This is a genomic window from Exiguobacterium sp. J17977 (assembly GCF_018616375.1).
Classification (GTDB): Bacteria; Bacillota; Bacilli; order Exiguobacteriales; family Exiguobacteriaceae; genus Exiguobacterium; species Exiguobacterium mexicanum.
On record NZ_JAEQBB010000008.1, the window covers coordinates 50653 to 64491 of the forward strand.

The window sequence follows — 13839 nt, forward strand, 5'->3', positions numbered from 1 at the left end:
CTTCTGTTCCATCCTACACGTCAACTTGTCTATTTATCTTAAGGATACCGAGCAGATTGCAACGATTTCTGTGGTACTTCTTAAGATTTCTTAAGATGATGCTAAAAACTCCTTACGTTTGTCGGGGAATACTAGACAAAGGTAAGGAGTGAACGAATATGGATATATTGACGCAATACGTAATGCTCGCCATCGGTATCATGTTTACCCCACTATCAGACGACGTATTGATGATTACCCACCTGACCGTCGCACCTTCTGGTTGGGCGCTCTTCTTCACGACGTGGGTTGTCTTTACGCTCGCGTTCAGCTGGTTTTATCTTGTCGGTCGCGGCCTTCATCGCGTGATCCCGTCTTCCAAGCGCGATTCTCGATATTTGAATCGGGCGAAAGCACTTTATGAAACGTACGGCTCACGGATTGTCCTCATCTCTTATTTCATTCCCGGTTTGCGCCATCCGCTCCACTACGTCGCCGGATTCACATCGCTCAAGTTTCGGACGTATGTGCTCTATAATGCCATCTCGGCCTTTCTTTATACTGGCGCTTGGTTCATCGTGATTCGCTTGGCCGGACAGGTACCAGCATTTCAACAGTTCCAAGATTGGGTGCTCGCTTTATGACTCAATGCCCTCGATATTTCCCGAGTGCTCGCATGTTGAGCAAGTAGAGTACCCCGGCATAGACGACCAAACCGAGCACGTAGACCCAGATGCCAGAGAAGCCGCTGCCGTACACCATGACTTCTTTAATCGCGGTCGCCCCGTAAAAGATCGGCATGATATAGCTCAAATTGCCTAGTCCGTACGGAATCAAGTCGAGCGGGATTAACCCTGAGAAAAACACTTGCGGGATGATCGTGAACGGAATCATCTGGACGACTTGGAGCTCAGAACGGGCGAACACCGAAATTGTTGCGCCGAACAAGACGGCTGTCCCCGCCATTAAAATCATCACCAGAAACACCCAACCGATATTGCCGAGCGAGGTCAGCCCGAGCACGTAAATCGTATACAGAACGATGAAGACGGATTGAACGACCGCGAACACGCCGTAGCCGAGCGTATACCCTAAGATGACCTGTCCACGTTTGATTGGTGTCATCAGGAGCCGTTCGAGCGTGCCACCGCTCCGCTCTTTGACGAGCGCCATCGCCGACAGGATGAAGACGAAGAAGAACGAGAACAGCGACAAGAACACGTAGCCGAACGAATCGAACGTCGATTGGCCTTCTTCCCCATATACATAGTTCATCTCGATATCAGCCGCCGGATTCAATGCCGACAACGCCGCTTGAATCTCTCGTACCGCCTTCGAAGACTTCGTCGAAGGTTCTCGGAGCGTGATGGTCGTCCCTTCCTGAGTCACTTCAAAAATCGCATCGACGTCTTTATTGTCCTCTAAATACCCGAACGGATTGTCGACCGTATCCAACCGGACGTCGAGTGTCTCGGCTTCGAACGCTTCGACGAGTTGCGTTTGTGCGTTCTCATCGAGCACGACGACCGGCACATAATCCGAGTCCCCGAGCAGGAAGTAGACGAGCGTCAAGATGAGGAGCGGCGCAATCAAAATCAAGGCGACACTCCGCTTATCGTTAAGCGTCTGAAAGATGACGCGTTTCGCCAAGTTACGCATGATCCGTCCCTCCTTCTCGACCGGCGATGAGGAACAGTTCCTCGACGCGACCGTTCTCCGTCTGGTCTAACAGATGTGGCACCGTATCATAGGCAATCAAGCGACCATTATAGATGAGCGCGGCCCGGTCACACTCGAGTACTTCATCCATGACGTGCGTCGAGACGATGATGGTCGTCCCGCTCGCCCGAATCGCTTGAAACTGATCCCAAATCTGACGGCGTAAGATTGGGTCAATCCCGACCGTCGGCTCGTCTAAAAACAAGACGTCCGGCTGATGCAGGATGGCGATTGCGAGCGACAACCGTTTTTTCATCCCGCCTGAGAAGTTTCGGACGAGCTTCTTGCGGTCGACTGTCAAATCGACGAGCGTGAGCACGTCGGTGATGCGTTGTTCTAACTGTGTCTTCCCAAGTTTATAAATGGAACCGAAGAACTCGAGGTTCGCCTCGGCCGATAAGTCATCGTACAGCCCGTCGTTTTGCGGCATGAAGCCGATGTTGTGCAACATGCTCATGTTTGGCATGATCGTCTCCCCGATTTGAATCGAACCTTGGTCCGCGGCCAACGCACCAATCATCAGTCGAATGAGCGTCGTCTTCCCCGAACCGGACGGGCCCAGCAAGCAACAGATGTCCCCTGAGTTGATGGTGAAGCCGACGTGGTCGATGGCCAATTGGTCACCGAACGATTTGCTGACGCCGTTCAGTTGAATGTCCATAACGATTCTCCTTTTCGATGCCCGATTCATATACACTTGACTAATAGACACCGTGTTGGTTTATATGTTCAGTATAGACCTCGTCCGACAGCCCAACAATCGGCAATATCGGGCATCGTGTCGGTTATCAGACAGTCCGCACTCAAGTGTTGGATAAAGGAGAAAAAAACAGATGGGACATGAAGATTTACGCATCATACGAACGAAACAATTGATCAAGCATGCCTTTTTGGATTTGATTGACGAGCACGGGTTCGAGGCGGTCACGGTGAAAGCCATCACCGAACGGGCGGGTATCAATCGCGGGACGTTTTACAGCCACTATGTGGATAAGTTCGACTTGATGGAGAAACTGATTGAAGTCATCTTTCACGAGGCCGAACAGAAACTGGTCAAACAGATTCCACGCGTCTTCGGTGACCAACGCGGACCCGCCGCTCATGAGTTGCTCGTCCCGTTCATCCGGTTCATCGAGGACAATAAAATCTTGATGAAACCGCTCCTCGGACCGAACGGTGACCCGCAGTTCCAGGCCCGGCTCCGGTCGTACATGCATGCGGCGCTGTTCCAACGTTCCCCGACGGTGTTGTTCGATGCGACGAAAGCGCTCGTGCCGGCCGATTATCTGGTGTCTTACATCTCGTCGGCCCATATGGGGGTCATTTACGAATGGCTGTACAACGACCGTCCCGAAACGGCCGAGGACATCGCCCGCATCATCTATACGATCACGTTCGAAGGACCGCTGACCGCAGGCGGCTTGAAACCATAAAAAGAGACAGGTCATTATCACCTGTCTCTTCGAAGTGGCAACGTGACGGTCACCGTCGTTCCGACGTGTACCTCACTGTTCACCTGAATCTGTCCACCATGCAACGTGACAATCTTTTGAACGATGGCCATGCCGAGCCCCGAGCCACCTTGATGTCTCGAGCTATCGGCCTGGTAAAACCGTTCGTACATGCGACTCACTTGATCCGGTGTCATCCCTTCCCCCTCGTCTTGAATCTCACATACGATTGCTTCGGACGTCTGCGTCAAGTGGACGCGCAACATCCCATCCTCATAGGCATGAGTCATCGCATTTTGAAGCAGGTTCATCCACACTTGTTGCAGTAGACCTGCATCCCCGACCATGTCGACCTCATCCAATTCAACGACCCAATTCAATCGCTTCCGAGTCGATTCGCGCTCGAACGATAGGATACTTTCCCGAATCTGTTCGGTGAGCGAGAAACGGGTCAGGTCCAAACCGACGACCGTGTGATCGAGTTTGGCGAGACGGAGTAAATCGCGAGACAATCGCGACAGCCGCTTCCCTTCCTGCTCGATCATTGTCGCATAATCGATTCGTTTCTCGGTCGAGACGTCCCCCCGTTTCAACATCGTCGCATACCCGAGAATCGAGGCGACAGGCGTTTTGAACTCGTGGGCCATAATCGACGTCAGCTCTTCATTCTTCGATTCATTCGTCGCGAGCGTCTCGGTCATCTGATTGAACTGACTGGCCAATTTGCCAATCTCATCATTCCCACCGTCTTGGACCCGTACCGTCAAATCGCCAGAAGCGACCCGGCTCACGGCTTCCGTGACCCGATCAATCCGACGCGTCATAAGCCGTACCGCGAGTAGGACGAACCCGCTCGAGACGAGCGCCGTCAACAGTAACGTCTGGAGGGATAGATTACGGAAGATAGAGATCGGGTTGTCTTCCGCATTCGGCGTCAACGTTACAATCGTCTCGTCAATCAACAAGACGACTGCGGGCAACCGTTCATCGCGAACCGTTAATGCGTCTCCTCGTTCTAAGCGAGCACGTTCGGAGACGGACCACTCAGCGGCGTCATACCGATCCGTCGCCATGATGAGCGTCTGTTCCGAGAACAGCTCGACGACCTCATCAGCCCCGAGTTCGTAGCGTTCGGATGCCGTCCGCATGCTGTCGGCCCGTTCGACGAGCATCGTCTCGACTTGCGTCGTCAATGAATTGAACTGGAACGTCAGGAAGAGTGCGAGCGTCAACAGAATCGGGATGAGCAACAGCCCGAAGAAGATGATCAGGAAGCGGCCATAGATGGAACTGAGGAACCGCTTCATGACTTCAACTCCAACCGATAACCGAGACCCCAGGCCGTACTGATTTGGAACGCCTCGACATGCTTCAAACGACTGCGTAACCGGTTGATATGCACATCAATCGTCCGAACATCACTCTCCGTCTCATAGCCCCAAATCCGATCGAGCAACTGTTGTCTCGTGAACACTTGGTTCAAGTGCGTCGCCAGATGGTACAACAGCTCGAACTCTTTTTTCGGCACTTCAATCGTCTCGGACGGCGTGACCACGGTGAGCGACCGTTCGTCGAGCACGCAGTCGTTCAATTGAATCTGGTGCTCCCGATAGATGTTGGCCCGCCGGAGCATCGCCTCGATGCGGAGCTCAAGTTCTTCCAAATCGACCGGTTTGACGAGATAATCGTCCGCCCCGGCTCGAAACCCTTTCTTCTTATCCGGTAACGTCTCGAGCGCGGTCAACATTAAAATCGGGAACGTGTATCCGGCATCGCGCAACTGTTCCGTCAATTCACGGCCGTCGAGCCGAGGCATCATGATGTCGGTGACCATCAAATCGATTGGTTCCCGTTCGAGCACGTCTAGCGCCGCTTCTCCGTCGACCGCCAAGTGGACGCGGTAACCCGACGTCGTCAAATATTCATCTAATAGACTCCCGAGCGCCGGGTCGTCTTCGACCAGTAGGATGGTGACCATCGTGAACCCCTGCTTTCCTTATGCGTTTCGTAACGCTTCAATCGGTTGTAAATTCGACGCCTTTCGGGCTGGAATATAACCGAAGACGACGCCGATGAGAATCGAGAATCCGAGCGCGAGCCCGATCGTCGAACTTGCGAGTGTGAACGGCACACCCATGACGAGCGTCAACCCGAACGCGAGCAGTCCGCCCACGACCACACCGACGAATCCGCCGAGCAGCGATAATAGCACCGACTCGAACAAGAATTGTTGGCGAATCTTGCCGGGTGTCGCCCCTAACGCTTTTCGTAAGCCGATTTCGCTCGTCCGCTCCGTCACGGAGACGAGCATCATGTTCATGATGCCAATCCCACCGACGAGGAGTGAAATGGAGGCGATCCCGACGAGTAACATACTGAGCAAGGCGTTGATTTGATCGATCGAGGCAAGCGCGTCCTCAAAGCTCGTGACGGTAAACGTGTCGCGGCCGTTGAAGGCGGTCGTCAGCTGTTGCGTCACCGCTTCGTTCACCGTCTCCGACTGTCCGGTATCGGTGTAAATATCGAATGACGCAATCGTGTTTTGGTGAAACTGTTGGAGTGCGGTCGTCACCGGAATGATGACCGCATCATCGGTCGACATCGAAAATTCAGATGACGGGGCGAGTGTCCCGACGACCGTATAGCGAATGCCACCTATGACAATCGTCTCTCCGAGCGGCGAGGTCGTCGGGAACGATTCTTTGGCGAGCGTGTCTCCAAGCAAGGCAACATGCGTCTGTTGCGAGACGTCGACCGGTGTGAGGCCACGACCGGTCGCGACGGTGGAATCATCGAAATAGGAATTGCTCTTGCCGATTACTGACTGCGTCGACGTCTGGCCCGTCACATAAACGTCCGTCTGTTGGGTCGTCGTTGGTGAAACCGAGCTTACACCGTCGATGGCTTCGAGCCGGTCGAGTTCAGCGACGCTGACGCCGTTCTTGCTCACGTCTTCGATTTGAACGGTCATCCGATCCGCCCCGAACGTCGCCACTTCTTCATTGATGGAATCGGTCACCCCGGAGATGATCGTCATCAAGGCGATGATGGATGCCGTCCCGATGACGATTCCGAGAATCGTCAAGAAGGAACGCATCTTATGACTGATGACCGTCAACCAGGCCATGCGTATATTTTCTCGAATCATCGTACCCGTTCCTCCTTTTCAATCTTCCCGTCCCGCACATGGACGATGCGTGTCGCTTCTCTCGCGATATCGATGTCGTGCGTGATCATAATAATCGTCTTCCCTTCGGCGTGCAGGTCATGGAACAATTTCATGATTTGGCGCCCGTTCGCTTGATCGAGCGCACCGGTCGGTTCATCAGCCAACAGTAATGACGGATTCGTCACCAACGCCCGCGCGATGGCGACCCGTTGTTGTTGCCCGCCGGACAATTGGTTCGGGAAGGCGCCTAACTTGTCACCGAGTCCGACGCGCGTGAGCATTTGCTTCGTCCGCGCTTGGCGGTCTGCTTTCGAGCTCCGTTGGTAAATGAGCGGCAACTCGACGTTCTCGTACGCCGATAGGCGCGGCAACAGATTGAACTGTTGAAAGATGAACCCGATTTGTTTGTTTCGAAACAACGACAGCTCGTTCTCAGACAATCCTGTCACGTCCTTATCGCCGAATCGGTACCGCCCACTCGTATATCCATCCAGGCAACCGAGAATGTTTATGAGCGTCGACTTGCCGGACCCCGACGGCCCAAGGATGGCGACGAACTCCCCTTCTTGAATCTCGAGGTCAATCCCACGTAAGACGGTCTGTTCATTGTCACCCGACCCGTATGTTTTCGTGAGCCTCTCTACTTCGATTAAAGTCATTGGGCACCTCCGATTCGTGGAGGCATCAAGCCGCCGCTCGCCGCTTCATCGAGCAACAAGACGCGGTCTGCGTCCAAACCATCTTTGATTTCGACACGGCTCCCGTCCGTGATGCCAAGTTCGACTTGTCGTTTGACCGGACCGTCGTCTCCTTCGACGTAGACATAGGCATCTTCCTCTTCGAACGTGATGCTGTCGAGCGAGAGCGTATCCACTTCCTCGGCGCGGGCAGCGACGACGGAGCCTTCGAGCGTCATCCCGTTCCGCATGCCGTCCATCTCAGGCAGGTCGACGTCCATCGCATACCGTGCCGATGCGCCCGGTGTCGTCATCGGTTCTGCCTCATCCGCAAGCGATTCGATGGTCGCATCCACCTCAAGGTCAAGGGCGCTCACATAAATCGTCAGCGGATCTCCTTCCTCGACTTTGCCGACATCTCGCTCATCGACGAACAACGTCCCTGTGCTTTCTTCGACGCTCGTCACTTGGCCCGCGAACGTGTACACATTCTCAATCGTCTCGACCGATACGGCTTCCGTCTTATAGTCGACCGACTGTGGCATCAACGCGACGCCTGCCCCTAACGTAATCGCTAATACCCCGATGCCGAGGCCCCATTTCCATTTCTGTTTCATCTGTGTATTCCTCCTTTTGGTGATGCCTTAAGGATAATCAGAAGATGTAAACAAAGTATAAACACGTCAGATGACGTCCTTTTGATCTAGGAATTTCGCGGTGCATTTATACATTCGAGCGCGATATGCGTGTTCATTCATCACAAAGCAGGGAATAAGAGACGTGATGGCAAACTGTTAGAGTAGACATCACGCGTTTCTACTTAACAATAAAAAATACATGGTGGAAGAAGGGCGAAACACATATGCAAAACGTGAACAAATCGGTGATTGTGATTGGCGGCGGGCTCGGCGGGATTTCCGCGGCCATCTCGCTCGCACAAAAAGGATACGACGTCTCCTTATACGAAAAGAACGACCATATCGGCGGTAAAGTGAACCGGCTCGAACAGGACGGCTTCGGCTTTGACCTCGGCCCGTCGATTTTAACGATGCCACAGATTTTTGAGAAGCTGTTCGCAGGCAGCGGCAAGCGGATGGAGGACTACGTGCCGATCAAACGGCTCGATCTCGAGTGGCGCTCGTTCTTCCCGGACGGCACCGTGCTCGATCTCTACCATGATTTGGACGTGATGGAGCGCGCCAACCCGACGTTGTCCCGAAAAGACATGTACGAGTATCGCGAGCTGTTGAAATATGCCGAGAGGATTTACAACACGACGGAGAAGGCGTACTTGAAAGAAGGGTTCGAATCGCCGCGCGAAGCGGTCGCGAAGAACGGTCTGTTCTCGACGTTGTTCGGCTTCGATTTGACGTCGACGATGTACGACGGCATCGCCAAACGGATCAGCAACCCGCATTTACGGACGATGCTGTCGTATTACGTGAAGTATGTTGGGTCGTCCCCGTACAGCGCGCCGGCCGTTCTGAACATGATGATTTACATGCAGCACGCCCAAGGCTGCTGGTACGTCGAAGGCGGGACACATAAACTGGCGGAAGGGCTGACGAAACTCGCGGAAGAGATTGGCGTCCAGCTCCATACCGGTCAAGGCGTCGTCCAGGCGCACACGCTGAACGGCCAACTGACGGCCATCGAGCTCGAGGATGGACGGCTCCGCTCGGCTGACTATTTCGTCTCCAATATGGAAGTCATCCCGTTCTATCAGAAGATGGTCGAGGCGGACGAACCGTTCGTCGATAAGCTCGTCGAGAAATATGAGCCGGCCAGTTCCGGCTTCGTGCTCCATCTCGGTGTGAACAAAGCGTATCCGGCGCTCGGTCACCACAACTTCTTCTTCTCGGAGAACTTGCATGAACAGATGGACAAGATCTTTGAGCAGCACGAACTGCCGGACGACCCGACGATTTACTTGGTGAACGTCAATAAGACCGACCCGACACAGGCACCGCCCGGGCACGAGAACATTAAAATCTTGCCGCACATCCCGTACATCCAAGACAACCCGTTCACACCAGAGGACTACGCCGCATTCGAAGAGCGCGTCCTCGATAAGCTCGAGCGCATGGGCTTGGACGGGTTGCGCGAACATACGGTGACACGCGACGTCTGGACGCCGCATGACATCGAGCGCACGTACGGCTCGGACCGGGGCGCGATTTACGGGACCGTCGCCGATAAAAAACGGAACGGCGGCTTTAAGCACAAGAAGCAGAGCGAGCTGTACGACAACCTCTATTTCGTCGGCGGTACGGTCAATCCCGGCGGCGGCATGCCGATGGTGACATTGAGCGGCCAACAAGTGAGCGACAAGATTGCGAAGCGCGACGGAGTCACGAATCGATGACCGACTCGTTTTGGGAACGACATCGTTTCAAATTCTATACGATTGGCATGGTCATCTGTGGAATCTTGGTGGGCATGTTTTCATGAAAAGAAGCATCTGACGTCGTGTCAGATGCTTCTTTTAGTTGCGTATTCTCGATTTTCCTACAATCAGCTTCAATACAACCAGGATTCCGCCTAACACGACAGCATAGGTCCCAAGCGACCAGAGCATGTCAAACACTCGCATATCCACCTTAATCTACTCACTCCATTTAAAAGTTATTTAGACTCAAGATCTCGTTCACTTCTTCGGTGTACATCGAATCGACTTCAAATACATCGGTTCCTTCCAATCCACGAGTGAAGAGCATCTTGTTATCATCTAGTACCCAGACGTTCACCGTCGCTTCCATCGTCGACTCGGACCGGTTGTTCACCGTGATGACGTAGTCGGGCAAACCTTTGACTGTTGATTCAGACAAAGGACTCGTCTCAATCAACTCAAGAAACCGTCCAATTTCTGCTTCGTCCGTGAGCGTATCGCCAGAATAGACGATGGTGCTTTCATCTGTATACGTCCCGACGACGAGTTCACGACCATTCGCATGACACGCATTCAAAAACAACAACCCGACAATTAGAAAGAAGATTAGTCTTCGTCTCATTCATCTGCACGTCCCTCCGTTTTACTTGAAACGATTATTGGACGCGTCGCGATGAGCCGTCCGCAGTTCGTGATTCGTCACGTGCTCCGAATCAATCAACTCGATTTTCCGATTCACCCACACTGACAAGAAGATGAATGGGATGAACAAGGCAATCAGCATGATTGCAAAGACGACGAGAGACCCTTCAATCGCCCAAGCGATAGCGATGAAGACCCCAAGCAAGATGACGTTCGCGAGCACGATACCGAACTCGAGGCGCACGAACTTTTGATACCGTGCCTCGTCATTGAACGTAAGAAGTAAATTCATCCGATGCCATGCCCGATACAGGCTCGGCAATTGGGTCGCCATGATGATGACGGCGAACGTCGCGAGAGTGATCTCTTGCGTGAAGATGAAGTAAAAGGCGATTCCTAAAATCGCGAACGTGAGCAAGAGCGCCGTCCGGTTTACCTTCCGGTCGTTCTCGACCATTTGTTTCAGTCGTTCATTTTTATTAACCATAGTTAGGTACTCCCATCATGATGACTTTCGTTTTTCGCGCTCGAGTTGCGCCTTACCAAGCTCCGTCGCGGTAACGTGCTCCGGGTCAATCGTTTTCAACTCACGGTCCATGCGAATCCCAAGCGCTAGGAACGTGATCAGACCCACGATAACGACGATGACGAGCGTGAGTAGCGTGATCCATCCGAGCATCGAACTCGCAATCAACAGCAAGAGAAACACGATGTTCCCGACGGCCAAGCCGAACTCGGACCGTACTTTCTGTTGGTAGCGAGTATCGTCGTTGAAGGTGAGCAACAACTTCATCCGATGCCATCCTTTATACAGCACGGGTAGCTGTCCGGCCAAGATGATCGGCAACAGCAAGAGGACGTCTGTCACCCAAAAATAGATGATGAACAGTGCGATGATTCCTATCGTCGGGTACAACATTTGTTTTTGTCGCTTTCGATCGTTCTCCATCATGCGTTCAAGTCTTACGTCATGATCAACCATCCAATCCCCCTAATCAAATCTCGTTACCTTCTTTTACGAAAGGAAACGGCAAATCGTTTCACTCAACTCGAATATCGTTATCGAGAATGTACATCGTCTCTTCGTAGCGTTGTTTACTATAGACATCGTCTTGCCTGTGGAGCGTCTCAAAAAATGCTTCGAACAGTTGTTGATCTAAGGGCTTCCGTCGAATAATGACTTCTTGAATGACGCTTGTCGCCGTCTCTCGCAACGTCTCGTCATCCATCCAGGTCAATAGCTCACGAACGAGCTCGTTCGCCTCAAGTGAATCCAATCCATTGAACCAAATAACCGCACCGTCCAGTTTTTCTTTCGGTTCTTCACTATAAAGCAGGCGTCGTGCATCGTCCAAGAGTGTTTTCCCTTGTTTCATTTCAGTGATTGGTTCTGGGAAAATTTCTGCAAACATTGCCATGTCGACCGTCGTGAGCGCTTCGCTAAATTGACTGAACGAATCGAACAAGACATCAATCTCTTCCGTATCCGTATCGATATAGGCGATCTTAGGCGTCGCGCCTTCACGGTAGTCGAATGCGAGGAAAAAGTGCCCGTCACCGGCGAACGCAATCAATCGTTCATCCTCGACACCCCATTCCGTTAATAAAGTTTTCGATTCGATCAGCCCTTTGTGACGCCCTACCCCAGCAATTGAATCAACGAGGGCGATGTCAGCTTGTCCATTCCAGGTAATCGGTAAGTCGCGATTTTCGACATATCCCCCGTTTTGGATACGAAGCGACTCAAGATAATCGTCCGGCAGCTTCACCCCGAGGCGCCCTTCCACTTCAGTCAATACGTCGTCCGTTAATGCGGGCAACCGATTCGGGTCGTCCGGTATGTCATTCCAAATGATCATTGCTCCCCTGCTTTCTTTAATCGCTATATTTCTTATCCCAACTGCGCTTCAAGCGCTCGCGTTTTGTAAAGCTAATCAAGCTATCCGCGACATGCTCGTGATCGATCCGAAGCAAGCGATAATCAAGCCATGTCTCAACCACTAACATACCTACAATCAACGTTGCCGACAGTCCGCTGAACACGGACAATGCAAAGAATCCGGATACGTGTCCAAACATCAGACCAAGCATACCCCATAACATCGCAATCGCGATGATGCCCTTCGCCTGAATCAATCGTTGGTAGGAGCGATGCTCATTGAATGTCAAAAGTGTACGTGTCTTCTGCCACGTGACAAAACTAAACGGGACAGCAGTCATGATCAAAAAGGAGAAGACTGCAAGTAGCTGCAACGACGCATTGGCGTAAATCCACCATCCCACTCCTACTCCAGCTGCGGCGGCCCATAACAAGTTAAATGCACCTTTTTTCGGGCGCTTCTGTAACTGCTCGATTCGTTCTTCTCGCGTCATCATAATTTGTTCCTCCTTGAAACCAATTCGGACCGTTTACCGTACATAGGAGTAGCATACCAATAATTAGGAGGTATTTCGATGGATATTCTCATTTTAGTCGTCCTGCTCGGTATCGCCGGATTCATCGTAACCCGTTCTTATACCATCTATCCGTCATCGTTCGGCGACCGTTCACCCGTTCAACCACGCGCCTCGCTCACGACAACATGCCCGCATTGCCAAACCGTCGTCAAACGGCAGGAACACGGGCAGACATGTCATATTTGTCGTAAATCCTTTTAACCGACTTGTTTTACTTTCTGATGGGCCGTCTCTTTCTTCCCACTCAATTGGAACAACAACACCCCACCGACAATCAACACGATGCCAAGCGCTGTCTTCCACGTGAACGGGATGGCTTCAAGCCCGAACCAGCCGAGCGTGTCCCACAGGAGCGCGAAGAGGATTTGTGACACCATGACAATCGAGATGGCGTGGCTCGGTCCAAGCTGTTGAACGCCTTGCGTCACACTCATGACGACGCCGACCCCGATGATGCCGCTGAACCAATACCACGTCTCCATCCCGGTGACCGCGAACAGACCCATTCCTTCACTGATCAGTCCGACGACTAGCGATGCCAGGAAACCAAGGGCGAGCACGAGCGTCGTCGTCGCCCACGCCCCGACCTGTTCTTTCACTTTGGCGTTGAACGTGTTCTGCACACAGACGAGCATGCCGCCCATGACCGCGAGCATCATTCCAAGTGCCATAACGTGTCCTCCTCATTCATAAATACTCTCCCCGGCGACAGCAATCAATCCGGTGCGATCAACGATTGCGATCGATCGACGATCCCGTTCAATCAAGCCCTGTTCGACGAAACGCTTGAGCGTTCGGTTGACGTGGCGATAGCTCGTCCCAATCAAATCGGCGATGTCGGTCAACTCATCGACGGTCGACCCGAGCGTCGTCTCTTCCGGTGTCATCGACAACAGATAGCTCGCGAGCCGCACATCGACCGGGTAAAACAAATTGAAACTCATCGACTGCGACTTCATCTCGAACTTCTTCGTGATCCCTTCGAGCAAATAGTGGAGCCACTTCACATCATCCTTGGCATGACGCGCGAGATCATCGAAACGGACGACGAGCATCTCGACCGGCGTGACCGCCTCGACCGTGTTCAAGAACGGCGTGCGGCGGACGTATTCGATGTCTCCAATCAAGTCGAGCGGATATTTGAACGACAAGACGAGCCGCTTCCCGGCCGCTGATGTGTGAGCCACCCGAATCTTTCCACTGACGAGAAAGTGGAGTTGCTCGGCCTTAGCGCCTTGGGTGCAAATCGCCTCCCCCGTCGCGTAACGGACGAGCTTGAGTTGAGGACGTACAGCTGATGGGAGTACCTCATCCAGCCCATACCGCTTCATGTAATGGTTAATCTGTTCCATCGCA

At 52.8% G+C, this 13839-nt stretch carries 18 protein-coding genes; 4 read left to right on the plus strand and 14 right to left on the minus strand.

Annotated elements, in window-relative coordinates:
- Nucleotides 1-158: 158 nt before the first annotated feature.
- Nucleotides 159-623, plus strand: a complete 465-nt coding sequence (locus KNO58_RS13305) for a DedA family protein (protein WP_214754657.1) — start codon at nt 159-161, stop codon at nt 621-623.
- Between the two features lies 1 nt (nt 624).
- Here the strand turns inward: KNO58_RS13305 and KNO58_RS13310 are convergent, their stop codons facing one another.
- Both KNO58_RS13310 and KNO58_RS13315 read right to left on the minus strand, forming a co-directional pair.
- Nucleotides 625-1638, minus strand: coding sequence for an ABC transporter permease (locus tag KNO58_RS13310; RefSeq protein ID WP_214754659.1), 1014 nt, complete (start codon nt 1636-1638; stop codon nt 625-627).
- Nucleotides 1631-2359 (minus strand): ABC transporter ATP-binding protein, encoded by a 729-nt coding sequence (locus KNO58_RS13315; RefSeq protein ID WP_214754661.1) that lies wholly within the window; start codon nt 2357-2359, stop codon nt 1631-1633. The genes KNO58_RS13310 and KNO58_RS13315 overlap by 8 nt, the downstream gene beginning before the upstream one ends.
- 172 nt (nt 2360-2531) lie before the next feature.
- Here KNO58_RS13315 and KNO58_RS13320 point away from each other — a divergent pair, with 172 nt between their 5' ends.
- A complete protein-coding gene (locus tag KNO58_RS13320) occupies nt 2532-3131 on the plus strand; it encodes a TetR/AcrR family transcriptional regulator (protein WP_214754663.1) in 600 nt (199 codons plus the stop codon).
- 17 nt (nt 3132-3148) lie between these two features.
- Here the strand turns inward: KNO58_RS13320 and KNO58_RS13325 are convergent, their stop codons facing one another.
- The 5 genes from KNO58_RS13325 to KNO58_RS13345 are packed head-to-tail and all read right to left on the minus strand — an operon-like array spanning nt 3149 to nt 7612.
- Entirely contained in the window at nt 3149-4456 is a 1308-nt protein-coding gene (locus KNO58_RS13325) for a HAMP domain-containing sensor histidine kinase (protein ID WP_214754665.1), read from the minus strand.
- Nucleotides 4453-5127 carry a response regulator transcription factor gene (locus KNO58_RS13330; RefSeq protein WP_214754667.1) on the minus strand — a complete coding sequence of 225 codons (675 nt, stop codon included), beginning with the start codon at nt 5125-5127 and terminating at the stop codon, nt 4453-4455. Before KNO58_RS13330 ends, KNO58_RS13325 begins: the two co-directional genes overlap by 4 nt.
- 18 nt (nt 5128-5145) lie before the next feature.
- On the minus strand, nt 5146-6297 hold the full coding sequence (locus KNO58_RS13335) for an ABC transporter permease (protein WP_214754669.1): 1152 nt from the start codon (nt 6295-6297) through the stop codon (nt 5146-5148).
- Complete coding sequence (locus tag KNO58_RS13340) at nt 6294-6977, minus strand: ABC transporter ATP-binding protein (protein WP_214754671.1); 684 nt, start codon at nt 6975-6977, stop codon at nt 6294-6296. Before KNO58_RS13340 ends, KNO58_RS13335 begins: the two co-directional genes overlap by 4 nt.
- Nucleotides 6974-7612 (minus strand): efflux RND transporter periplasmic adaptor subunit, encoded by a 639-nt coding sequence (locus KNO58_RS13345; protein WP_214754673.1) that lies wholly within the window; start codon nt 7610-7612, stop codon nt 6974-6976. The genes KNO58_RS13340 and KNO58_RS13345 overlap by 4 nt, the downstream gene beginning before the upstream one ends.
- Nucleotides 7613-7857: 245 nt before the next feature.
- On the opposite strand from KNO58_RS13345, the gene KNO58_RS13350 reads away from it, so the two are divergent.
- Nucleotides 7858-9360: a phytoene desaturase family protein gene (locus KNO58_RS13350; protein WP_214754675.1), complete on the plus strand. Its 1503-nt coding sequence runs from the start codon at nt 7858-7860 to the stop codon at nt 9358-9360.
- A 253-nt stretch (nt 9361-9613) separates the two neighbouring features.
- Here the strand turns inward: KNO58_RS13350 and KNO58_RS13355 are convergent, their stop codons facing one another.
- The 5 genes from KNO58_RS13355 to KNO58_RS13375 are packed head-to-tail and all read right to left on the minus strand — an operon-like array spanning nt 9614 to nt 12402.
- A complete protein-coding gene (locus tag KNO58_RS13355; protein ID WP_214754677.1) occupies nt 9614-10006 on the minus strand; it encodes a hypothetical protein in 393 nt (130 codons plus the stop codon).
- Between the two features lie 21 nt (nt 10007-10027).
- On the minus strand, nt 10028-10513 hold the full coding sequence (locus tag KNO58_RS13360; RefSeq protein ID WP_214754679.1) for a hypothetical protein: 486 nt from the start codon (nt 10511-10513) through the stop codon (nt 10028-10030).
- A gap of 15 nt (nt 10514-10528) precedes the next feature.
- Nucleotides 10529-11008 carry a hypothetical protein gene (locus KNO58_RS13365; protein WP_214754681.1) on the minus strand — a complete coding sequence of 160 codons (480 nt, stop codon included), beginning with the start codon at nt 11006-11008 and terminating at the stop codon, nt 10529-10531.
- Nucleotides 11009-11066: 58 nt separating this feature from the next.
- Complete coding sequence (locus KNO58_RS13370; protein ID WP_214754683.1) at nt 11067-11885, minus strand: SMI1/KNR4 family protein; 819 nt, start codon at nt 11883-11885, stop codon at nt 11067-11069.
- A 16-nt stretch (nt 11886-11901) separates the two neighbouring features.
- A complete protein-coding gene (locus tag KNO58_RS13375; RefSeq protein ID WP_214754685.1) occupies nt 11902-12402 on the minus strand; it encodes a hypothetical protein in 501 nt (166 codons plus the stop codon).
- A 78-nt stretch (nt 12403-12480) separates the two neighbouring features.
- Here KNO58_RS13375 and KNO58_RS13380 point away from each other — a divergent pair, with 78 nt between their 5' ends.
- On the plus strand, nt 12481-12684 hold the full coding sequence (locus KNO58_RS13380) for a hypothetical protein (protein ID WP_214754686.1): 204 nt from the start codon (nt 12481-12483) through the stop codon (nt 12682-12684).
- Here KNO58_RS13380 and KNO58_RS13385 read toward each other — a convergent pair.
- Nucleotides 12681-13154, minus strand: coding sequence for a DMT family transporter (locus KNO58_RS13385; RefSeq protein WP_214754688.1), 474 nt, complete (start codon nt 13152-13154; stop codon nt 12681-12683). The two genes, KNO58_RS13380 and KNO58_RS13385, sit on opposite strands and share 4 nt — an antisense overlap.
- Nucleotides 13155-13166: 12 nt before the next feature.
- The gene (locus KNO58_RS13390; RefSeq protein WP_214754690.1) at nt 13167-13835 is read right to left on the minus strand and encodes a Crp/Fnr family transcriptional regulator; all 669 of its coding nucleotides are present in this window, start codon (nt 13833-13835) and stop codon (nt 13167-13169) included.
- Nucleotides 13836-13839 lie beyond the last annotated feature (4 nt).